Below are 20,407 nucleotides of genomic sequence, written 5' to 3'. Positions count from 1 at the left end.
TACGCTTATTTTAAAGAGGCTTTTGAAAGAAAGATGGTGAATTTTTTGGCGGGATACTACCATTCTGTTACTCTTGATTTATCAAAATGTAAAGGATGCACAAACTGCATAAAAGGATGTCCTACAGAGGCAATAAGGGTGCGCAATGGGAAAGCCCAGATTTTGCAGGATAAATGCATTGACTGTGGAGAATGTATAAGAATATGCCCAAATCAAGCAAAGTATGCGGTTTACGATAGCTTCGAAAAGCTAAAGGAATTTAAGTTTACTATTGCACTTCCTGCACCAAGCTTATTTGCTCAATTTAAAGAAAATGTTTCAAAGGAACAAATCATAAATGCTCTTCACGAAGTAGGGTTTGACGAGGTATACGAAGTGGCTTTAGCTGCTGAAGAAGTTTCTGTTGCGATTCGAGAATATATAAAAAAAAGTTCTATAAGACCACTTATTTCTTCTTCCTGTCCTGCAGTAGTAAGGCTAATCCGAGTAAGATTTCCTTCTCTGATTGAAAACATAATTCCCATAAAATCACCAATGGAAATTGCAGCAAAAAGGGCAAAAGAAATAGCCTCTTCAGAATTAGGAATTTCATTGGAAGACATTGGTGCCTTTTTTATTAGTCCTTGTCCTGCAAAAGTTACGGCTGTTAAACAACCTATAGGAACTTCAAAATCCTATGTAGATGCTGTTATTCCGGTGAATGTTATCTACGGGGAGATATTAAAGAATCTTGGGAAGGGTAGTTTTAAGACAATTTTTAAAAGAGCCGGTGGACTTGGCGTAGGTTGGGGCAGATCAGGGGGAGAAAATTTAGCAATAGGTTGGGGCAACAATCTCTCTGTAGATGGAATTCACAATTGCATAGAGGTTTTAGAAGAAATTGAAATGGATAAACTTTCCGACATAGATTATATAGAACTTCAAGCCTGCAATGGAGGATGTATTGGCGGAGCCTTAATGGTTGAAAACAGATTTGTAGCAAGGGTTAAGTTGAGAAAATTATCGGAAAAATTGGGCTATAAATCTAATTTAGACGAAGGTGAAATAAAAAAATATATTGAAGATGGCTATTATAAAATGGAAGGAATTATTACCCCCGAACACACATATAGGTTAGATGGTAATATTGCAAAAGCTATAGAAAAAATGGAACTTTTAGAAAAAACCCTTAAAGGGCTTCCAGGGCTTGATTGTGGAAGTTGCGGTAGTCCTAACTGTCGTGCTCTTGCAGAGGATATAGTTTTGGGAAGGGCTAATGAGACCGATTGTGTTTTTAAATTGAGGGATAGGGTAAGACAACTGGCAAAAGAGGTATTGGATCTATCTCAAAAACTACCTCCCACCATGGAAGCGGAGGGAGGAGGTGAAAAACCTTGAAATTGACTGAACTAATAGAAAAGCTTAATTTGAAGATTTTAACCCAAGGTGTGAATTTAGAAAAAAAGGTTGAAGGTGGTTATGCAGGAGATCTTCTAAGCTGGGTAATGGCACATGCAAAAGAAAATCAGGTATGGATAACCATTCAAAGCCATCAAAATATTGTTGCAGTAGCTTCTCTTCTTGGACTTTGTGCTATTATAGTAGCTGAAGGCGTAGAGGTAGAAGAAAATACCCTAAAAAAAGCAGAGGAGGAAAATATTCCGATCTTATCATCGGAAAAATCTACATTCGAATTATGTGGTATACTGTATAATCTATTAAATGGGAGTAAAATTCCATGCTAAAAGAATTTCCAGCAGACCTTCATATCCACAGCTGTTTATCTCCATGTGCTTCTTCTGAAATGATTCCTCCTAATATAATAAACATGGCAAAGTTAGTTGGGTTGAAGATTATAGCTATATGCGACCACAACAGCTCAAAAAATGTAGAGGCTTTTATGAAGGCTGCGGGAAGCGAGATACTTGTTATACCTGGTATGGAAGTGCAAACCGTAGAGGAAGTACATGTATTGTGTTATTTTAGAGATTTATGCCAAATGGAGAAGTTTGATAAATTCATCAACGAAGGGCTTTTATATAAAAAAAATGTGCCTGAAATATTTGGTAATCAGCATATTATTGATGAAAAGGGCGATATCATAGGGATTGAAGAAAAATTATTATTGACTTCAGTCAAATATTCCATAAACGAAGTTTACAGCAAGGTAAAGGAATTAGAAGGAATATTTATTCCTGCACATATTGATAGGATGAATTATAGTGTAATTTCTAACCTTGGTTTTATTCCCCCAGATATAATCCCCGATGCAATAGAAATTTCAAAAAATGCCTTAATGGATAAAGCTATTTTTGAAACATTGATTAAAGAAAATAAGGCTATAATCTGTTCTTCTGATGCTCATAATTTGATAGATATGGCATTGCCTCCAAAAACCTTTTTCTTAATGGAGGATTTAAATATTGGTGAATTTTTTAAGTGTATAAAGGAACAAGAGGGAGGGAGGGTTGCAATAAGAGGTTAATTTTTTAAAAAGCATATTGTGAAAGAAAATACTTTAACAAAAAATTAACGATCTGGTAGGTCAAAAGGACTTATTTTTAAATTTTAAATTTAATTTATGAAGTTAAAGGAGTGATTTTCGTGGAAACCAATATCAAAACCGCTGATTATGAAGAAAAATTAAAAAAGATCGATGAAATGCTTGAAAAATATAAGGGGCAAAGGGGGGCGCTTTTGCAGGCATTGCAGGAAGCTCAGGGAATAATGGGATACCTACCCCTTGATGTTCAAAAAAAGGTTGCAGAAAGCCTAAATGTAACATTAAGTGAGGTATACAGTACAATTACGTTTTATTCCTTTTTCAATATTAAGCCCAGGGGCAAATATCAAATTAGGGTATGTCTCGGTACCGCCTGCTATGTAAAGGGTGCAAATAAGGTTTTAGAAAGGTTTGAACAGGAACTCGGGATAAAAGTCGGTGATACTACCGATGATATCAAATTTTCTCTCGATGCGTGCCGCTGCGTAGGTGCCTGCGGACTTGCCCCAACGGTAATAATAAATGAGGATGTATACGGAAGGCTTACACCCGATAAGGTACCCGAAATCCTGAAAAAATATGAGTAGGCCATGAAAGAGCTGTCTCTTCATATTTTGGATATTGTGGAAAATTCCATAAATGCAGGAGCAACTGAGGTAGAAATACAAATAGTAGAAGATAATAAGCAAAATTTAATGACAATTACTATAGTCGATAATGGCAAGGGTATGGATGAAAAGATGTTAGAAAAAGTGTTAGACCCTTTTTTCACAACAAGGACCACAAGAAAGGTAGGACTGGGACTACCCCTTTTTGCTCAAGCAGCTAAAATGGCAGGAGGAGACTTAAAGATAACTTCAAAAATAGGATTAGGTACAAAAGTAGAAGCAACTTTTATAAAAAATCATATAGACCTTCAGCCCTTAGGGAACATGGCGGAAACTTTGGTGACATTATGTGCATTGTATCCGAATGTAGATTTCATTTATAAGCATTTAGTAGACGATAGATCTTTTGTATTTGATACAAAGGAAATAAAAGAGAGATTGAAGGATGTTCCCATAAATAACCCCTTAGTGCTTGGATTTATAAAAGATTATGTGGAAAGTAACCTTAAAAGTATATTGGAGGTGTGATGAATGGGAGTTATAAAATCCATTGAGGAATTAGAAAAAATACGTGAACAGGCAAAAGACCTTATAAACTTAAGGAAAGACAATGAAAACAAAACTCGTATTGTTGTAGGTATGGGTACCTGCGGAATTTCTGCCGGTGCAAGACAGGTTCTGCTTGCAATATTGGATGAAATCAAAAAGAGGAATCTCACTGATGTAATAGTTACCGAGACAGGGTGCATAGGGCTTTGCAAATTTGAGCCCTTGATAGATGTAATTAAACCGGGCCAGCCCAAAGTAACTTATGTTAACCTAGATCCGGACAAAGCGCGCCAGATTGTTGCTAAACATATTGTCAATAATCAAATAATTGAAGAATGGGTTATACCAAATATTTAAATAGTCTTTTATTGTGAGGAGGATTAAAAATGGAGATTTATAGAGCGCATGTGCTTGTTTGCAAAGGAACCGGTTGTACAGCATCGGGTAGCGAGTCTGTAATAGAGGCTTTTCAAAAGGAGATTGAAAAAAGAGGTTTAGGTAAAGAAGTAAAGGTGGTTCAGACAGGCTGTTTAGGTCTTTGTGAACTTGGGCCTAATGTATTGATTTATCCGGAAGGCAGCTATTATTGCAGGGTAAAACCCGAAGATATACCGGAGATAGTTGAGGAACACTTAATAAAAGGTAGAATAGTGGAAAGATTGCTTTATAAAGAACATGCTACTGAAGAGAAGATGCGCGCTTTAACCGATATAAACTTTTACAAGCATCAAAAAAGGATTGCACTTAGAAACTGCGGTATAATAAACCCCGAGGTAATTGAAGAGTATATAGCAAATGATGGATATATGGCACTGGCTAAGGTTTTGACAAAGATGACTCCTCAGGAGGTTATAGATGAGGTTACAAAGTCTGGCTTAAGGGGAAGAGGTGGCGGAGGTTTTCCTACAGGAAAGAAGTGGCAGTTTGCTAAGGATGCTCCTGGAGATGTAAAATACGTTGTTTGCAATGCGGATGAGGGAGACCCTGGTGCATTTATGGACAGGAGCATATTGGAAGGCGACCCCCATTCGGTATTAGAAGCTATGGCTATTGCTGGCTATGCAATTGGAGCTCAAGAGGGTTACATTTACGTAAGGGCAGAATACCCGATTGCGGTAAAAAGACTTGAGATTGCAATTAATCAAGCCCGTGAAAGGGGTCTTTTAGGCAAAAACATTTTAGGAACTGGTTTTAATTTTGATATATTTTTAAGGCTTGGTTCTGGCGCGTTCGTTTGCGGAGAGGAAACCGCTTTGCTTGCTTCCATTGAGGGTAGAAGGGGTGAACCGAGGCCGAGACCGCCGTTCCCTGCTTTACAGGGCTTATGGGGAAAACCCACACTTATAAACAATGTAGAAACCTATGCCAATATTCCACCCATTATTTTAAATGGTGCAGACTGGTTTGCAAGCATTGGGACTGAGAGGAGCAAAGGTACTAAAGTATTTGCTATAGGTGGGAAAATAAACAACACCGGTCTTGTGGAAATCCCTATGGGGACAACTTTAAGGGAAGTAATTTTTGAAATTGGCGGCGGAATACCAAACGGAAAAAAATTCAAAGCTGTTCAAACCGGGGGACCTTCAGGCGGATGTATACCCGCATCGCTTCTTGATATGCCCATAGAATACGACACACTGACTCAAGCAGGGTCTATGATGGGTTCCGGCGGTATGATTGTAATGGATGAGGATAACTGCATGGTAGATATTGCTAAGTTCTTCTTAACCTTTACTCAGGATGAGTCCTGCGGAAAATGCCCGCCCTGCCGTATAGGGACAAAACGAATGCTTGAAATATTAGAGAGGATTACAAACGGAGAAGGCAAAGAGGGAGACATTGAACTTTTAGAAAACTTGGCTAAGAGCATAAAAGATTCTGCACTTTGCGGATTGGGACAGACGGCACCAAACCCGGTACTTTCTACAATAAGATATTTCAGGGATGAATATGAGGCTCATATAAAGGAGAAAAGATGCCCAGCTGGTGCCTGCAAGGCATTAATAAAATATGAAGTAGATCCTGAAAAATGCAAGGGTTGCGGCCTTTGCGTAAAAGTATGTCCTGTTGGTGCTATCTCTGGAGAAAGAAGACAGCCTCATGTAATAGATAAGGAAAAATGCATTAAATGCAACAGCTGCTTTGATAGATGCCCGTTCGGGGCTATTGTGAAAAAATAAGGTGAAGGGAGAGAACTTTAATATGGAAATGGTTACATTAACTATAGATGGCCAGAAAGTGCAGGTACCTAAGGGAACTACAGTTTTAGAAGCAGCGAGAAAATTAGGCATTAAAATTCCTACACTCTGCTATCTAAAAGGTATAAACGAGATTGGTGCCTGCAGGATGTGTGTTGTTGAGGTTAAAGGTGCAAGAAATCTACAGGCTTCCTGTGTATATCCTGCTTCTGAAGGCATGGAGGTTTTTACTAATACTCCACGAGTGAGGGAGTCCAGAAAAACAACCCTTGAACTTTTGTTATCAGATCATAATTTGGAATGTCCCACTTGTGTTAGGAATTTGAATTGTGAATTACAAAAACTTGCTGAAGAATTAGGGATAAAGTCTATTAGATATCAGGGAGAGAAGCATAAATCGAAATACGATGATTTTTCACCATCGATAGTAAGAGATACTTCAAAGTGTATTCTATGCAGGCGCTGTGTCAGTGTATGTCATAAGGTTCAGGGAGTAGGGGTAATATCTCCAAATTATAGGGGTTTTAACACCATGGTTGCCCCGGTATTTGACAAAAGCCTTGCGGAAGTGGCGTGTGTAAACTGCGGGCAGTGTATATTAGCTTGCCCTGTAGGTGCACTGAAAGAAAAAGATGATACTGATAAAGTATGGCAGGCTATTGCGGATCCAGAAAAACACGTAATTGTGCAGATAGCACCGGCAGTTAGGGTTTCTTTGGGGGAAGAATTTGGACTCGGCAGGGGCGCTATTGTAACAAAGAAAATCCCAGCAGCATTAAGAAGACTCGGTTTTGATCGTGTATTTGATACAGACTTTGCTGCTGACCTAACAATAATGGAAGAAGGAAGTGAGTTTTTAGAAAGATTAAATCACGGCGGAAAACTGCCTTTAATTACTTCCTGCAGTCCCGGTTGGATAAAATTCTGCGAACACTACTACCCTGAACTTTTGGATAATCTTTCTACATGCAAATCTCCTCAGCAGATGTTTGGAGCAATAGCAAAAACTTATTATGCTGAGAAAGCTGGTATAGACCCTTCAAAGATATTTGTTGTATCGATAATGCCTTGTACAGCCAAAAAATATGAAGCACAAAGGCCTGAAATGAGATCAAGTGGATATCAGGATGTGGATGTGGTTCTAACAACAAGGGAAATTTCAAGGATGCTGAAAGAAGCTGGTATCGACCTTGCTTTGATGCCCGATGAAGAATTCGATGAGCCTCTTGGGATATCTACAGGTGCGGGTGCAATTTTCGGTGCAACCGGTGGTGTAATGGAAGCAGCCTTGAGAACGGTATACGAAATAGTTACGGGTAAAGAGCTTGAAAGGATAGAATTTACGGAGGTTAGAGGTGTCGAAGGTATAAAAGAGGCGACAATTGATATAGATGGTATAAAAGTAAACGTAGCTGTAGCTCATGGGCTTTCTAATGCAAGAAAGGTCCTTGATAGGGTAAAAAATGGTGAAGCAAATTATCATTTCATAGAAATAATGTGCTGCCCAGGAGGATGTGTAGGAGGAGGCGGTCAGCCAATTTTGAGCGCCGAGGAGAGAATGGAATTGGATTATAGAGAAGTAAGAGGAAATGCAATATATGAAGTGGATAGAAAAATGCCTTTAAGAAAATCTCATGAAAATCCGGCAGTTAAGCAGCTTTATAAGGAATTCCTCGGGAAACCTTTAAGCGAGAAATCCCATGAGCTTTTGCATACTCATTATACAAGGAGACCTATGTACCCCGAGGCATAAATAATAAGGGTTAAGCAAAAACCCCGCCTATAAAAGGCGGGGTTTTTTGTTAATATTATACATTGATAAAACGAAAAATTTAATAGAAATTTATAATGATTTGTTGTATAATCTTTTTGGTATTTGTTTTTTTTGTATACAAGATACTTGTGAAAAAATATTTTTTTTCAATTAAAAGGGTTTAAAAAAATAATGTCGAATATATAAAAGGTTTTTGAAACCATGAGAGGAGAGGTGATTATGCTTAAAACCTTCAAGGGTGGAATTCATCCTAAATATAATAAAGAATATACCAATAAAAAACCGGTAGAAAAAGCAAAACTTCCTTCAAAAGTTATCATTCCTATGAGCCAGCACGTTGGTGCTCCATGCGAACCCATTGTAAAAGTGGGGGATACGGTAAAGGTTGGCCAAAAAATTGGTGAAGCAAAAGCACCGGTATCTGCGCCCGTTCATTCAAGCATTTCTGGGAAAGTTGTTGCAGTTGAACCAAGGCCTCATCCCTCCGGAGCACTTGTAATGTCAGTTGTAATTGAATCAGATGGGAAAGACGAAATTTACGAAGGCATTAACCCACCAAAACCTTTAGAAGAACTTACACCCGATGAAATAAAATCAATAATTAGAGAAGCAGGTATAGTAGGAATGGGAGGGGCGGGCTTCCCTACTCAGGTTAAGCTATCTCCACCACCCGGAAAGACCATAGATACCATTATTGTAAACGGTGCAGAATGTGAACCGTATTTGACAGCTGACCACCGTTTAATGGTTGAGCACCCTGAAGATGTGGTGTTTGGCCTTCGTGCTATAATGAAGGCTACAGGAGTTAAGAAAGGTTATATTGGTATTGAAAACAATAAACCCGATGCAATTGAGGCAATAAAAAAAGCTGCCAAAGGATTCGAAGGCATTGAAGTGGTTGAACTTGATACAAAATATCCGCAGGGTGGCGAAAAACAGCTAATAAATGCAATTACCGGTAGAGAGGTTCCTTCTGGAGGACTCCCAATGGATGTGCATGTAATAGTAGATAATGCTGGGACCTGTGCAGCAATTGCAAGAGCTTTGAAAACAGGTATGCCTCTTATTGAAAGGATTACTACGGTAACTGGTACTGGAGTAAATGAACCCAAAAATCTATTGATAAGAATTGGTACTCCTTTTAGTGAAGTTATTGAGCAATGCGGAGGTTTCAAAGGCGAAATAGGTAAAGTGATAATGGGAGGGCCTATGATGGGCCTTGCTCAAGGTTTACTGGATGTCCCGGTGATTAAAGGGACTTCAGGTATACTTGTCCTTCAAAAGAAAGATGTGAATCTTGAGGAGCCTTCAAATTGCATAAGATGTGCAAGATGTGTTGATGCATGCCCGATTCATCTTTTGCCTACAACCCTTGCAAAATTTGCAGAAAAAGGGAAATGGATTGAAGCAGAGCAGTATCACGCTATGGATTGCATAGAATGCGGATGCTGTGCTTACGTTTGCCCAGCACATATTCCTCTTACTCAGTGGATTAGACTTGCAAAAAATAACATTATTGCATCGAAAAAGAAATAGAAATAGAATGGAGGCGAAAAAATGCAGGAATACAAGTTTATAACAACCTCCTCTCCCCATATTCATTCGGGAGAAAGTGTTTCAAAAATAATGTATACAGTAGCAGGGGCTTTATTACTCCCTACTGCCGCAGGTGTGTATTTTTTCGGGATAAGAGCACTTCTTTTAGTAATTACCACATCCTTAGCATGTATAATTACGGAAGCGGTATTTCAGCTTCTTAGGAAGAAGAAAGTTACCATTTGGGATGGAAGCGCTCTGGTAACAGGGATTTTGCTTGCATTAAATTTACCTCCTGGTCTGCCTTTATGGATGGCTGTAGTGGGGTCTATTGTTGCAATTACCTTGGGTAAGCAAATCTACGGTGGTATAGGGTCTAATCCTTTTAACCCTGCTTTAATCGGAAGGGTTTTTCTTATGATAACCTTCCCTGTTCAGATGACTAAATGGATAAACCCTGTTGACGGCACAACCGGTGCTACTCCTTTAATGCTTTATAAGATGCAGCATGTAACCACTGACTATTTAAACCTATTTATAGGAAGAGTTGGAGGCTCCTTAGGGGAAACATCAGCCTTAATGATAATAATAGGAGGTTTATACCTGATATATAAAGGTTATGTAGATTTTAGGATACCACTTTCTTACCTTACAACAGTTGCTATTTTATCGCTATTACTCGGGAGAGACCCGATTTTACAGCTTTTATCAGGCGGTTTAATGCTGGGTGCATTCTTTATGGCTACGGATATGGTTACTTCTCCTATCAGCCGTTTAGGGAAAATAATTTTTGGCATTGGATGTGGTATATTTACTGTTATCATCAGATTTTACGGGGGATATCCGGAGGGCGTATCTTTTTCAATTCTATTGATGAACGCTTTTACTCCTATAATTAACAGATTAACCGTGCCCAGAATATATGGGGAGGTGAAAGCAAAATGAATCAGCCAGTAAAAATGGTTGTGGTTTTAATGGTAATTGCATTAGTAGCAGGGGCACTTCTCGCATTTACTTATCAGGCTACTTATCCAAAAATACAACAACAAGCAAAAGAAGCTTTAGAAAAATCCGTTTTAAAAGTTATACCCGGTGCTGAAAAAATGGAAGAAGTGCAAAAAGATGGTATGACTTTTTACATCGGTATGGATAATCAGGGTAACAAAAAGGGTATTGCTTTTAAAGCAGTAGGCAGTGGTTTTTCTGGACCTATTGAAATAATGGTTGGTTATAATCCCAAAGAAGGGAAATTAACTGGGATAGAAATTCTCTCCATGTCCGAAACACCAGGGCTTGGAGCTAAAATAAAAGAACCTTCTTTTACTGAACAGTTTAAGGGTAAATCGGTAAAAGATGAATTTGCTCCTAAGAAAGATGTTAAAGTTATCACAGGTGCCACTATTTCTCCTACGGCTGTGGCAAAAGCTATAAAATCAACCTTAGAAGAGGTAACTAAAATATATCCCGTAGGAGGTGAATTTTGATGCAGCTTGTTAAAGATTTTGTTAACGGATTGTGGAATGAAAACCCTATATTTAGAATGGTAATTGGTATTTGTTCGGCCTTAGCTGTAACAACGGCAGCAAAGAATGGAATAGCGATGGGGCTTGCATTAACTTTTGTATTGACCTGCTCAAGTATATTGATTTCTATATTAAAAAATGTTATACCTTCAAAGGTGCGTATTCCCTGTTATATCATAGTAGTAGCGACTTTTACAACTATTGTAGACCTTGTAATGAAAGCATATTTCCCTGCATTATATCAAGTAATGGGTATTTTTATTCCTCTAATAGTTGTTAACTGCATTGTTCTCGCAAGAGCAGAGGCCTTTGCTTCTAAGGTAAATGTGTTAAGGGCTGCTGCTGATGCCCTTGGAATGGGACTTGGTTATGCTTGGGCTATAACGGTAATAAGTATGGTAAGGGAATTGCTCGGCAATGGAACACTATTTGATATTCCTATATTTGGGCAGAATTTTACCCAATGGGTAATAATGTTGCTGCCTCCCGGAGCATTCTTTGTTATGGGCATTCTGGTGGGATTAATGAACCTTATAACGAGAAAATCATCAAATAACGACGGTTGCCACAACTGCTAATTGGGAGGTGAATTGAATTGCTGAAGGAAATTTTATTTATAATTATTGGTTCTGTACTCGTTAATAACTTTGTATTATCAAGGTATTTGGGCCAGTGTCCTTTTTTGGGCGTTTCAAGCAAGACAGAAACTGCTATAGGTATGGGAATGGCTACTACCTTCGTTCTGACTATGACTGCCGTAGCGGCTTACTTTATTCAAAACTTTATTTTAGTTCCTTTTGGATTGGATGCCTTTTTACAGATAGTTTCATTCATATTGGTTATTGCTTCACTTGTACAGCTTGTTGAAATGGTGGTATTAAAAATAAGTCCACCTTTATACAATGCCTTCGGAATCTATCTTCCTCTTATTACTACAAACTGTATAGTGCTTGGCGTTGCCCTTTTGATTCCTTCTAAAAGTTATAACTTAATTGAAAGTATCGCTTTTGGATTAGGTGCTGGTCTCGGTTTTACTTTAGCCCTTGCTTTAATGGCGGGAATTAGAGAAGAATTAGAATATGCCGATGTTCCGGAAACTTTGAAAGGCCCGGCTATCGTGTTTATAACCGCAGGGCTTCTTGCTATGATATTTATGGGATTTGCGGGACTTGTTCCGCTATAATGGTTAACTTTTATACCAGGGGGTGATTTATGTGGCTAATATTATCGTTCTTGCAATGATAAGCATGGGTGGACTTGGTCTTGTGCTTGGCAGCGGACTTGTGCTTGCTTCAAAAAAATTTGCAGTTGAAACAGATCCAAAAGTTGACGAGATTTTAGCGGCTTTACCCGGTGCAAATTGCGGTGCTTGCGGTTATCCAGGATGTTCCGGGCTTGCAAAAGCGATTGCAGAAGGGAAGGCTTCTGTTGGCGCTTGCGTTGTAGGTGGGCCAAAAGTTGCGGCAAAAATTGCAGAAATAATGGGAGTAAATCCAGAAGGTGAAACAAAGGATAAAAAAGTAGCGCGGGTGTTATGCCAAGGAAATGTCAATAATGCGAAATTTAAATCCGAGTATTATGGAATAAAGACCTGCAGGGCTGCTTCTTTGGTTAACGGCGGTCCAAAAGCCTGTACCTTTGCCTGCATAGGTTTTGGAGATTGTGAAAAGGTATGCCCAGTTGGTGCAATAAGAATGTCCGAAGACGGTTTACCTGTGATTGATGAGGAAAAATGCACAGGATGCGGCCTTTGTGTAAAAGCCTGTCCTAAAATGGTGATCGCTCTTTCACCAATAAAAAATGAAGTTCATGTAAGGTGCAGGGCTACAATGAAAGGCAAAGATACAAAGGATGTATGCAAAGTAGGATGTATTGCCTGCAGACAGTGTGAAAAAGTTTGTCCCTTTGATGCAATACATGTTGTAAATAACGTTGCTGTGATTGATTACGAAAAATGTAGAAATTGTATGCTGTGTGTAGAAAAATGCCCTACAAAAATAATAACTGCAAAATTTGATAAAAGAAAAAAAGCGAAAATAACCGATGCTTGCATAGGTTGTACTATATGTGCTAAGAATTGTCCTGTAAACGCAATAACCGGCGAGGTTAAAAAGAAGCATGAGGTGAACAAGGATCTCTGCATAGGCTGCAGTATTTGTGCTGAAAAATGTCCTAAAAAAGCTATTACTATGACAAGGGAATAATTTTTATTAAAAAAAGCCTTAAAGGTTTTAATAATATGCCCTTTAAGGCTTTTTCTATTCTAATTATCTATTTTTTTCTATTCTAATTATCTATTTATAGGATAAATTTTTAAATGTTAAATAAGATTTGAAAATGTTAGTCTTAGTAAATTTAATAATAAAGTCATATTTAATAGAAGATATGTTTATGCTGGTAATGCTCCTGAACGAGCATTAAAGCTTCTCCAAACCTTTGGAAGTGAACTACTTCTCTTTCTCTTAAAAAGGAGAGTGCTGCGATAACGCCCGTATCATTAGTTAATGTAATCAATCTTTCGTAGGTAGCTCTTGCTTTTTGCTCAGCTGCTAAATCTTCGTGAAGGTCTGCAATGGGATCACCGCTGGAAGCAATATAAGATGCTGTAAAAGGAACTCCTGCGGCATCGTGAGGATACAAAGCGTTATCGTGTTGAGAATAATGATCTCCTAATCCAGCATTTTTCATCTGCTCGGGTGTTGCCCCGTATGTTAATTTATATATTAATGTTCCGATAATTTCCCAGTGGGCTAATTCTTCAGTACCTATGTCGGTCAAGAGGGCTTTGGCTTGAGGTATGGGCATTGTATATCTTTGCGTTAAATACCTGACAGCTGCAGCAAGTTCGCTGTCCGGCCCTCCATATTGGGCATATAAAAATTTTGCCATGTTTAAATCGGTCTTACTTACATTTGCTGGATATTGTAACTTTTTTTCATAATACCACATATTTAATTCCCCCTAATATTCAATTTCCCATGGCCAAGGTGAGTTTATATATTTATATGGAAATGGACTGATGCAATCAAGTCTAAGAGGTCCGTAATTTGATTCAAATTCGCTTTTTAATTGGTAAGAGATTCTTACAAATTTATTATGGTCTTCAAGGGCTTTCCTTTCTTCAGGATGTGTATCTAAAAACAGTGAAAGTTCCCACACAGCAAAATCTACAGCCATTATTTCCTTTAATTTTTCTATCATGGAAGCATTCTGATTAGGCATAAAAAACCCCCCTTAATATTTATTCCATTGTATTTTGAGGTGGAAAAGGTCTGTAGAGTTCGGGGAAAAGGGTTCCGTATTTTAAAGCCTGTTTAATTTCAAAGGTTTCACCATACATTTGCATAGGAATATAAACTTGAGCCAATTTCATATCAATGTGAAACCCTCTTTTGTTTTCATTCATCTATATCAACCTCCAATGGTAATCTTTTTTTGCGATACTATATTATGCTCATTTATAAAATATAGTGAAAGATAAAATAAAAAAAGGCCGTTTAGGCCTTTTTATCGAATCTATAACATGATTTTTTCAAGAGGTTTTTTTAGTTGAAAGTACAAATAGGTAGCAAATAAAGCTTTAAAAATATCACCGGGAATAAAAGGGATAAGCCCTACAGCGATAGCTTTATCAATGGTCATTTTAGTAACAAAAGAAAGATATGGGACACCTATTAGGTATATAAAAAACACACCGAAAATCAGATTTAGAATAAAAACATTGACAGGATTTCTTATATTTTTTATGAAACGCGATATAAAAAAGGCTGCAAAAGGCCAGCTTAGAAGGTAACCTCCACTAGGACCAAAAATTACGCCTATTCCGGCTTTTCCTCCTGCGAAAACCGGAATTCCTGCCGCACCGAGTAGTAAATAGATAACCATGCTCAAAAAGGCTGAATGTGGTGGTAGCAATAAGCCTGCAAGCATTACTGCAAAAGTCTGAAGTGTTATAGGAACAGGACTAAAAGGTAAGGGGATTTTTATGTAACTAAAAACGACGACTAAAGAAGTAAATAGGGAAATAAAAATTAATTCTTTGGTTTTAATTTTCACAAGATCACCTCACTTATTATGAGCTTAACATCTTTGATTATAATCTTTTAAAGATTGTATGTCAACCATAAAAATAAAAATAGTTAACAATTATTTAACATATTTTTTACCTTGATCTTTTTAGGAAAATATGATTTTATAAAAACAAATATTTCTAATCAATTATTTTCCAGCAATTAATTAATGAAAAAAGGGAAATAAAAAAATGAGGAGGTAATTTTGATGGAAGAAAACCAGACAAATAAAGAAATAAAGGTAAATATGACTTTAAAAGTATTGGGTATGTCCTGCCATCATTGCAAACATGCTATTGAATCAGCTTTAAAAAAATTAAACGGGGTAATTTCTGCTGAGGCTTTTGTAAGGGAAGGAAAAGTTGAAGTTTCCTTAAATCCTGATTTAATTAAAAAAGAAGACATAATAAAGGCTATTGAGGAAGTGGGTTATGATGTTGAAGGTGAATAGAATATGAAACATCAAAAAACTGATAAAGGTAAGTTTATACTTGGCAGATATTTTAAAAATGGAGAGAATATGGTAGGTCATCTTTCAGAAAAAACAAAAAGGCTTGCCCTTTACTTAGAAAGAAAAGCTTATTTAGAAGAAAAGCAAAGGGAAAAAGGAAAAGAATAATGCCATTAAAAAGGATTTTACGGGAGTTTAACCGTGAGATCCTTTTTTATTTAAACAAACCTTGTTCTACCCCTTGTCTTAAATTTTACAAAGTGTTACACTAATTTATGTTAAGGTGGGATTGTATGCTTACTAAAGGAGATAAAATTTTAATTGTTTGTGTGCTGCTTTTTTCTATTTTCATTTTATTTATATTTTATGTTTACGGTTTAGATAAAAGTCCAACTTATGCACTTATAGAAGTAAATGGCAAGTTATACCAAAAAATATCCTTGGGCGATAATGGTCAAAAACTTAAAATTGAGGTCCCTGGAGTTATAGGTGTAAGTGTTATTGAAGTAGATAAAAATCGGGTTAGGATGTTAGATTCGCCGTGCAAAGATAAATTATGCGTATTACAAGGTTGGATTGAAAAAGGGGGAGGAATGATTGTGTGCCTTCCCAACAGGGTTGTGGTGAAAATTATTAAAGAGAAAAAAGATGAGATAGATGGGGTAAGTTTTTAATATGAAATACTATAAACTTGTTTATCTATCACTTTTTGTTACCTTTGGAATAACCTTGCATATGGTTGAAAGTGCAATCCCGATACCGCTTCCTTTACCAGGGGCAAAATTAGGGCTTGCAAATATTATGGCTCTGATAGCTATATTGCTTTTTGGCACTAAGGAAGGTTTAACGGTAAACATTTTAAGGTGCTTAATTGGTTCAACCTTATACGGCTCTATGTCGAGCTTGATTTATAGTTTGTCCGGAGCTTTCGTCGCAACAGTAGTAATGGGTGTGGTAAATAAATATTATAATAACATTTTTAGTCCAGTGGGAATAAGTGTTTTTGGAGGAATTTTTCATAATATGACACAATTGGTCGTAGCAATGATTGTCCTAAATACCTTTGGGCTTTATGTATATTTGCCTCACCTTCTTTTAACCGGACTTTTTACGGGAATTTTTACCGGTAGTGTAGCGTATTTTGTTGTAAGAAACCTTAAAAGCGCAGTTGATAAAATAAAATTCCAATAAAGTTTTATTATTATAAGTGAGAATTGTATTGAAAATTTTGAGGTGAAAGAAAAAATGAAAAAAAGTAATCGAAATATATTGCTTTTGGTAATAATATTAATAGTTGGAGCTATTTGCGGTAATGTGGTTGGAGACACCTTAAAAAGCAAGCTACCACTACTTTCGTATGGTGTAAGAATGGGATTAAACCCTGCTAAACTTGAACTTGGTGTGTTTAATTTAACCTTTGGGTTTTCCCTTAATTTAAATCTTGCCGGTGTTATTGGTATTATTTTTGCGATAATAATATATCAAAGGATGTAGTCTTTATGAATGAAAAATTAGTGCTTGCTTCTTCTTCTCCAAGAAGGATTGAATTATTAAAACAAATTGGATTAACCTTTGAAGTGGTCCCTGCTGATATTGAAGAAGAGATTTTTAAGGACTTAACACCAAAAGAATTGGTAGAAAGGCTTGCAAAAGAAAAAGTTTTAAACGCTTCTTTGAAGGTAAAAAATAGCATAGTGGTAGGGGCAGACACTGTTGTTGTGTTGGAAGATAAAATTTTAGGAAAACCGAAATCTAAAGAGGAAGCTTTAAATATGCTTTTACTATTGAGCGGTAAATGGCATAAGGTTTTCAGCGGAATAGCTGTAATGGATTCCGATAGTAAGAAGCTTTTTTCCGATGTGGAAGAGACTAAGGTAAAGTTTAGAAGAATTTCGACCGAAGAAGCTATGAAATATGTAGAAACCGGCGAGCCCATGGATAAAGCAGGAGCTTATGCGATTCAGGGTAAAGGAGCTGTTTTTATAGAAAAAATTGAAGGATGCTATTACAATGTTGTAGGACTACCAATATATAGGCTGGTAAAATTGTTAAAGAAATTTAATATATATATATTTTAATTAAACTAAAAGGAGGTATTAAGTGAAGACAATAAAAATAAAAGATCTACCTGAGGAACAAAGACCACGGGAAAGGATGTGGGCTTTAGGAGCAGAAGCATTGAATGATGCTGAACTTATAGCTTTAATTTTAGGGACAGGTACAAAATCGGAATCTGCACTTTTACTTGCCCAAAGATTGTTAAAGGGGGATGGAGGTAAAAGCGGCCTTGAATATATATATAAAGCAAGTTTAGAAGAACTTGCAAATAACCGCGGCATAGGCAGTGCCAAAGCGGTTAAAATAAAAGCAGCAGTGGAATTGGGACGAAGGATTGCCTCTAATTTTGGGAAAAAAAATATCATTATAACCTCTCCCAAAGATATAGATAATTTATTAAGAGAAGAAATGCGATTACTTGAAAAGGAACATTTCAAGGTCATCTTATTGGATACGAAAAATAAAGTAATTTCTATAGAGGACATATCCATAGGTACCGTAGATGCTTCTATTGTACATCCGCGGGAAGTTTTCAAACCTGCTATAAAAAGGAGCAGTTCATCGATTATATTGGTGCATAATCATCCCAGCGGAGATCCATACCCCAGTAAAGAAGACTTGGTTTTGACCAAGAGGCTTTCTGAAGCAGGAAAATTATTGGGGATATACGTTTTAGACCATGTAATAATTGGCAATACTTCTTTTAGCTTTAAAGAGAATGCATTGTTAGATTAAGAATTACCAGAAAGGAGACAATAGGAATGTTTCCATTTATTAAAACATTTTCAAAGGATATTGGAATAGATTTAGGAACGGCGAACACATTGGTACATGTGAGGGGAAAAGGCATTGTTTTAAGGGAACCATCTGTTGTTGCTATTCAAAGGGACACCGGTGCTATTTTAGCGGTAGGAGAAGAAGCAAAACAGATGATAGGGAGAACCCCCGGGAACATTGTAGCCATCAGGCCTTTGAAGGATGGTGTTATAGCGGATTTTGATGTGACTCAAGCTATGCTAAAGCACTTTATTTCAAAAGCTTTAAAGGCAAAAGGAGTAGTAAAACCGAGAGTCGTAGTAGGCATTCCTTCTGGAGTAACAGAAGTAGAAAAGAGGGCGGTAATAGATGCTACTTTACAGGCCGGAGCACGCGAAGCTTATCTAATTGAAGAACCTATGGCTGCAGCAATAGGAGCAGGGCTTGAGGTCCATGAACCGACGGGTAATATGGTTGTAGATATCGGAGGAGGCACCACTGAAGTGGCAATAATTTCCTTAGGAGGAATAGTTACAAGTCGCTCCATTCGAATAGGCGGTGACGAAATGGATGAAGCAATTGTAAATTATATTAAAAAAGAGTACAACCTTATGATTGGTGAAAGGACTGCGGAAGACATTAAAATTAAAATAGGGTCTGCTTATCCAAAACCTGAGGAAGAATCTTTAGAGGTTAAAGGTAGGGACTTGATAACTGGTCTTCCCAAGACAATTACGGTTACATCAAAGGAAATAAGGGAAGCATTAAAGGAGCCCGTAAACAGTATAATTGAAGCAATTAAAGTTACCTTAGAAAAAACACCTCCCGAATTAGCAGCTGATATTATGGATAGAGGTATAGTCATGACGGGAGGAGGATCATTGCTTTATGGATTGGATAAATTGGTTAATGAGGAAACGGGCATGCCAGTACATGTGGCGGAAAATCCCCTTGACTGTGTTGCATTGGGAACGGGTAAGGTATTAGAAGAGATTGACCTTTTGAAGCGCGTCCTTGTTACGCCCAAAAGATAAGGGTAAAGGGTGTGATTTTTTTGTTTCGCCTTTTAAGGGAAGGACAATTTTGGTATGTATTGTTGGTAATTATTGCCCTTATTTTGGCATACCGATTTACTTCTGTAAATGAAAATATTTTTAATAGCATAGAACGGCCATTTTTGGCCGTCTTTTCTCCTATTCACGATTTTTTTAGCACAATTGTAAATTTTATTGCAAATAAGGTTGCTTCCGTCAAAGATATTTTTTATTTAAAAAGTCAAAATGAGATTTTAAAGAAGAAAATAGAAGAACTGAGTCCGTATCAAAAAATATACTATGAATTAAAAACAGAAAATGAGAAATTGCGAAGAATGTTGGACCTAAAACAAAAAACTTACGATTTTGATTTAGAAGCGGCTGAAGTAATAGGCAGAGACCCTGGAAACTGGTCGAATATTCTGATAATTGATAAAGGTACTAATAGCGGTGTTTATAAGAATATGGCTGTAATTTCTGAAGATGGGCTTGTAGGCTATACCGTGGATGTGGGGAAAAATTGGGCAAAGGTGCTCATTATAACAGATAATAGAAGTTCAATTAGTGCAATGATTCAGAGAACAAGGGATAACGGCATTGTAAAGGGAAGTGTATCACCCGCACCGCCCGGTTATATAAAAATGGTGTATTTACCTGTGGATGCATCAATCGTTAAGGGAGATGTTGTTATTTCCTCTGGATTAGGAGGAATCGTCCCAAAGGGGATAGTTATTGGCGAAGTAGTAGAAGTAAAAAAAGAGTCGGATAATTTAATGAAATATGCTATAGTAAAACCCGCCGTTGATTTCAATAAATTAGAATATGTTTTTGTCATTAAAAATTATACTTATAGGGAGTGAAAATAATTGAGATTCATATTTTATATAATAATTATGAGTTTTCTAATTATTTTTCAATCCACAATCAGTCCTTATATCAAAATAGGCGGGGTAAATCCTGATTTTTTTTTGATAATGTTGCTTAGTATTTCTATAATTAAAGGTCCCGAAAGGGGATCTTTATATGGCCTTGCAGGGGGCATTATTGAAGATATAATATACGGTAGGTTTATAGGTCTAAACTCTTTAACAAAATTTCTTACTTGCTATATCACCGGTTGGGGGACCAAAAATCTTTTTAAGGGTCCTGTTTTGTTTACTATTGCCTTTATTTTTACCGGAACCTTAATTTATAATTTACTTTATTTAATAGTTAATTTTATGTTTATTCCCTTTTTTGAACCCAGAAATATCGTTTTGTTTTTTGTTTATACAGCAATTATTAATGCAATTTTTTCACCATTAGTGTATAATCTTGTGTATAAAATAGAACATTTTTTCGATTACTATTTTAATGTTAAATACTGAT

Annotated in this window: 28 protein-coding genes; 24 read left to right on the top strand and 4 right to left on the bottom strand. The window is 37.0% G+C overall.

From position 1 onward, the window contains the following. The first annotated feature begins 33 nt into the window (after nt 1–33). The 14 genes from ACPLVF_RS02840 to ACPLVF_RS02775 all read left to right on the top strand — a co-directional run bounded on the left by ACPLVF_RS02840 (nt 34) and on the right by ACPLVF_RS02775 (nt 12,874). Nucleotides 34–1,377, top strand: a complete 1,344-nt coding sequence (locus ACPLVF_RS02840; protein ID WP_424906315.1) for a [Fe-Fe] hydrogenase large subunit C-terminal domain-containing protein — start codon at nt 34–36, stop codon at nt 1,375–1,377. After that, nucleotides 1,374–1,724 (top strand): DRTGG domain-containing protein, encoded by a 351-nt coding sequence (locus tag ACPLVF_RS02835; RefSeq protein WP_424906314.1) that lies wholly within the window; start codon nt 1,374–1,376, stop codon nt 1,722–1,724. Before ACPLVF_RS02840 ends, ACPLVF_RS02835 begins: the two co-directional genes overlap by 4 nt. After that, the gene (locus ACPLVF_RS02830; RefSeq protein WP_424906313.1) at nt 1,718–2,464 is read left to right on the top strand and encodes a PHP domain-containing protein; all 747 of its coding nucleotides are present in this window, start codon (nt 1,718–1,720) and stop codon (nt 2,462–2,464) included. Before ACPLVF_RS02835 ends, ACPLVF_RS02830 begins: the two co-directional genes overlap by 7 nt. 119 nt (nt 2,465–2,583) lie before the next feature. Then, nucleotides 2,584–3,069, top strand: a complete 486-nt coding sequence (gene nuoE, locus ACPLVF_RS02825) for an NADH-quinone oxidoreductase subunit NuoE (protein WP_424906312.1) — start codon at nt 2,584–2,586, stop codon at nt 3,067–3,069. Nucleotides 3,070–3,072: 3 nt separating this feature from the next. After that, the gene (locus ACPLVF_RS02820; RefSeq protein WP_424906311.1) at nt 3,073–3,618 is read left to right on the top strand and encodes an ATP-binding protein; all 546 of its coding nucleotides are present in this window, start codon (nt 3,073–3,075) and stop codon (nt 3,616–3,618) included. 12 nt (nt 3,619–3,630) lie between these two features. Next, entirely contained in the window at nt 3,631–3,996 is a 366-nt protein-coding gene (locus tag ACPLVF_RS02815; protein WP_424906350.1) for a (2Fe-2S) ferredoxin domain-containing protein, read from the top strand. Nucleotides 3,997–4,025: 29 nt separating this feature from the next. Next, nucleotides 4,026–5,819 carry an NADH-quinone oxidoreductase subunit NuoF gene (gene nuoF, locus ACPLVF_RS02810; protein WP_424906310.1) on the top strand — a complete coding sequence of 598 codons (1,794 nt, stop codon included), beginning with the start codon at nt 4,026–4,028 and terminating at the stop codon, nt 5,817–5,819. Between the two features lie 22 nt (nt 5,820–5,841). Beyond that, a complete protein-coding gene (locus tag ACPLVF_RS02805) occupies nt 5,842–7,590 on the top strand; it encodes an NADH-dependent [FeFe] hydrogenase, group A6 (RefSeq protein WP_424906309.1) in 1,749 nt (582 codons plus the stop codon). Nucleotides 7,591–7,830: 240 nt separating this feature from the next. Then, complete coding sequence (rsxC, locus tag ACPLVF_RS02800) at nt 7,831–9,147, top strand: electron transport complex subunit RsxC (protein ID WP_424906308.1); 1,317 nt, start codon at nt 7,831–7,833, stop codon at nt 9,145–9,147. Between the two features lie 21 nt (nt 9,148–9,168). Continuing rightward, nucleotides 9,169–10,092, top strand: a complete 924-nt coding sequence (locus tag ACPLVF_RS02795) for an RnfABCDGE type electron transport complex subunit D (protein ID WP_424906307.1) — start codon at nt 9,169–9,171, stop codon at nt 10,090–10,092. Further along, nucleotides 10,089–10,631 (top strand): RnfABCDGE type electron transport complex subunit G, encoded by a 543-nt coding sequence (locus tag ACPLVF_RS02790; protein ID WP_424906306.1) that lies wholly within the window; start codon nt 10,089–10,091, stop codon nt 10,629–10,631. Before ACPLVF_RS02795 ends, ACPLVF_RS02790 begins: the two co-directional genes overlap by 4 nt. After that, complete coding sequence (gene rsxE, locus ACPLVF_RS02785; RefSeq protein WP_424906349.1) at nt 10,631–11,248, top strand: electron transport complex subunit RsxE; 618 nt, start codon at nt 10,631–10,633, stop codon at nt 11,246–11,248. Before ACPLVF_RS02790 ends, rsxE begins: the two co-directional genes overlap by 1 nt. Nucleotides 11,249–11,265: 17 nt before the next feature. After that, nucleotides 11,266–11,853: an electron transport complex subunit RsxA gene (gene rsxA / locus ACPLVF_RS02780; RefSeq protein ID WP_424906305.1), complete on the top strand. Its 588-nt coding sequence runs from the start codon at nt 11,266–11,268 to the stop codon at nt 11,851–11,853. A 31-nt stretch (nt 11,854–11,884) separates the two neighbouring features. Beyond that, a complete protein-coding gene (locus ACPLVF_RS02775; RefSeq protein ID WP_424906304.1) occupies nt 11,885–12,874 on the top strand; it encodes an RnfABCDGE type electron transport complex subunit B in 990 nt (329 codons plus the stop codon). Between the two features lie 169 nt (nt 12,875–13,043). Here the strand turns inward: ACPLVF_RS02775 and ACPLVF_RS02770 are convergent, their stop codons facing one another. The 4 genes from ACPLVF_RS02770 to ACPLVF_RS02755 all read right to left on the bottom strand — a co-directional run bounded on the left by ACPLVF_RS02770 (nt 13,044) and on the right by ACPLVF_RS02755 (nt 14,726). Further along, on the bottom strand, nt 13,044–13,619 hold the full coding sequence (locus ACPLVF_RS02770; RefSeq protein WP_424906303.1) for a manganese catalase family protein: 576 nt from the start codon (nt 13,617–13,619) through the stop codon (nt 13,044–13,046). 12 nt (nt 13,620–13,631) lie between these two features. Continuing rightward, on the bottom strand, nt 13,632–13,892 hold the full coding sequence (locus tag ACPLVF_RS02765) for a spore coat protein CotJB (RefSeq protein WP_424906302.1): 261 nt from the start codon (nt 13,890–13,892) through the stop codon (nt 13,632–13,634). A gap of 19 nt (nt 13,893–13,911) precedes the next feature. Continuing rightward, complete coding sequence (locus ACPLVF_RS02760; protein WP_424906301.1) at nt 13,912–14,076, bottom strand: spore coat associated protein CotJA; 165 nt, start codon at nt 14,074–14,076, stop codon at nt 13,912–13,914. Nucleotides 14,077–14,186: 110 nt separating this feature from the next. Continuing rightward, nucleotides 14,187–14,726 carry a biotin transporter BioY gene (locus ACPLVF_RS02755; RefSeq protein ID WP_424906300.1) on the bottom strand — a complete coding sequence of 180 codons (540 nt, stop codon included), beginning with the start codon at nt 14,724–14,726 and terminating at the stop codon, nt 14,187–14,189. A 222-nt stretch (nt 14,727–14,948) separates the two neighbouring features. Here ACPLVF_RS02755 and ACPLVF_RS02750 point away from each other — a divergent pair, with 222 nt between their 5' ends. The 10 genes from ACPLVF_RS02750 to mreD all read left to right on the top strand — a co-directional run bounded on the left by ACPLVF_RS02750 (nt 14,949) and on the right by mreD (nt 20,406). After that, nucleotides 14,949–15,191, top strand: a complete 243-nt coding sequence (locus ACPLVF_RS02750) for a cation transporter (protein WP_424906299.1) — start codon at nt 14,949–14,951, stop codon at nt 15,189–15,191. A gap of 3 nt (nt 15,192–15,194) precedes the next feature. Continuing rightward, nucleotides 15,195–15,359 (top strand): hypothetical protein, encoded by a 165-nt coding sequence (locus ACPLVF_RS02745; protein ID WP_424906298.1) that lies wholly within the window; start codon nt 15,195–15,197, stop codon nt 15,357–15,359. A gap of 125 nt (nt 15,360–15,484) precedes the next feature. Beyond that, on the top strand, nt 15,485–15,865 hold the full coding sequence (locus ACPLVF_RS02740; protein ID WP_424906297.1) for a NusG domain II-containing protein: 381 nt from the start codon (nt 15,485–15,487) through the stop codon (nt 15,863–15,865). A 1-nt stretch (nt 15,866) separates the two neighbouring features. Continuing rightward, nucleotides 15,867–16,382 carry a Gx transporter family protein gene (locus ACPLVF_RS02735; RefSeq protein ID WP_424906296.1) on the top strand — a complete coding sequence of 172 codons (516 nt, stop codon included), beginning with the start codon at nt 15,867–15,869 and terminating at the stop codon, nt 16,380–16,382. Between the two features lie 54 nt (nt 16,383–16,436). Further along, nucleotides 16,437–16,685, top strand: a complete 249-nt coding sequence (locus ACPLVF_RS02730; protein WP_424906295.1) for a DUF4321 domain-containing protein — start codon at nt 16,437–16,439, stop codon at nt 16,683–16,685. A 5-nt stretch (nt 16,686–16,690) separates the two neighbouring features. Then, a complete protein-coding gene (locus ACPLVF_RS02725; protein WP_424906294.1) occupies nt 16,691–17,269 on the top strand; it encodes a Maf family protein in 579 nt (192 codons plus the stop codon). Between the two features lie 22 nt (nt 17,270–17,291). Then, a complete protein-coding gene (gene radC / locus ACPLVF_RS02720) occupies nt 17,292–17,984 on the top strand; it encodes a RadC family protein (RefSeq protein WP_424906293.1) in 693 nt (230 codons plus the stop codon). A 26-nt stretch (nt 17,985–18,010) separates the two neighbouring features. Then, nucleotides 18,011–19,039 (top strand): rod shape-determining protein, encoded by a 1,029-nt coding sequence (locus ACPLVF_RS02715; RefSeq protein ID WP_424906292.1) that lies wholly within the window; start codon nt 18,011–18,013, stop codon nt 19,037–19,039. A gap of 11 nt (nt 19,040–19,050) precedes the next feature. Next, a complete protein-coding gene (mreC, locus tag ACPLVF_RS02710) occupies nt 19,051–19,899 on the top strand; it encodes a rod shape-determining protein MreC (RefSeq protein ID WP_424906291.1) in 849 nt (282 codons plus the stop codon). Nucleotides 19,900–19,905: 6 nt separating this feature from the next. Next, nucleotides 19,906–20,406: a rod shape-determining protein MreD gene (gene mreD, locus ACPLVF_RS02705; protein WP_424906290.1), complete on the top strand. Its 501-nt coding sequence runs from the start codon at nt 19,906–19,908 to the stop codon at nt 20,404–20,406. The last annotated feature ends 1 nt before the right edge of the window (nt 20,407 follow it).

The organism is Thermovenabulum sp., assembly GCF_049701175.1.
Taxonomy (GTDB): Bacteria; Bacillota; Thermosediminibacteria; order Thermosediminibacterales; family Thermosediminibacteraceae; genus Thermovenabulum.
This window is presented reverse-complemented; position numbering and strand designations above follow the sequence as displayed.

Bases quoted from the DNA above. Each gene is read 5' to 3' on its own strand.
- ACPLVF_RS02840 (WP_424906315.1), top strand. From the start codon at position 34: ATGGTGAATTTTTTGGCGGGATACTACCATTCTGTTACTCTTGATTTA.
- ACPLVF_RS02830 (WP_424906313.1), top strand. From the start codon at position 1,718: ATGCTAAAAGAATTTCCAGCAGACCTTCATATCCACAGCTGTTTATCT.
- ACPLVF_RS02820 (WP_424906311.1), top strand. From the start codon at position 3,073: ATGAAAGAGCTGTCTCTTCATATTTTGGATATTGTGGAAAATTCCATA.
- nuoF (WP_424906310.1), top strand. From the start codon at position 4,026: ATGGAGATTTATAGAGCGCATGTGCTTGTTTGCAAAGGAACCGGTTGT.
- ACPLVF_RS02805 (WP_424906309.1), top strand. From the start codon at position 5,842: ATGGAAATGGTTACATTAACTATAGATGGCCAGAAAGTGCAGGTACCT.
- rsxC (WP_424906308.1), top strand. From the start codon at position 7,831: ATGCTTAAAACCTTCAAGGGTGGAATTCATCCTAAATATAATAAAGAA.
- ACPLVF_RS02795 (WP_424906307.1), top strand. From the start codon at position 9,169: ATGCAGGAATACAAGTTTATAACAACCTCCTCTCCCCATATTCATTCG.
- ACPLVF_RS02790 (WP_424906306.1), top strand. From the start codon at position 10,089: ATGAATCAGCCAGTAAAAATGGTTGTGGTTTTAATGGTAATTGCATTA.
- rsxE (WP_424906349.1), top strand. From the start codon at position 10,631: ATGCAGCTTGTTAAAGATTTTGTTAACGGATTGTGGAATGAAAACCCT.
- ACPLVF_RS02770 (WP_424906303.1), bottom strand. From the start codon at position 13,619: ATGTGGTATTATGAAAAAAAGTTACAATATCCAGCAAATGTAAGTAAG.
- ACPLVF_RS02765 (WP_424906302.1), bottom strand. From the start codon at position 13,892: ATGCCTAATCAGAATGCTTCCATGATAGAAAAATTAAAGGAAATAATG.
- ACPLVF_RS02760 (WP_424906301.1), bottom strand. From the start codon at position 14,076: ATGAATGAAAACAAAAGAGGGTTTCACATTGATATGAAATTGGCTCAA.
- ACPLVF_RS02750 (WP_424906299.1), top strand. From the start codon at position 14,949: ATGGAAGAAAACCAGACAAATAAAGAAATAAAGGTAAATATGACTTTA.
- ACPLVF_RS02745 (WP_424906298.1), top strand. From the start codon at position 15,195: ATGAAACATCAAAAAACTGATAAAGGTAAGTTTATACTTGGCAGATAT.
- ACPLVF_RS02740 (WP_424906297.1), top strand. From the start codon at position 15,485: ATGCTTACTAAAGGAGATAAAATTTTAATTGTTTGTGTGCTGCTTTTT.
- ACPLVF_RS02735 (WP_424906296.1), top strand. From the start codon at position 15,867: ATGAAATACTATAAACTTGTTTATCTATCACTTTTTGTTACCTTTGGA.
- ACPLVF_RS02730 (WP_424906295.1), top strand. From the start codon at position 16,437: ATGAAAAAAAGTAATCGAAATATATTGCTTTTGGTAATAATATTAATA.
- ACPLVF_RS02725 (WP_424906294.1), top strand. From the start codon at position 16,691: ATGAATGAAAAATTAGTGCTTGCTTCTTCTTCTCCAAGAAGGATTGAA.
- ACPLVF_RS02715 (WP_424906292.1), top strand. From the start codon at position 18,011: ATGTTTCCATTTATTAAAACATTTTCAAAGGATATTGGAATAGATTTA.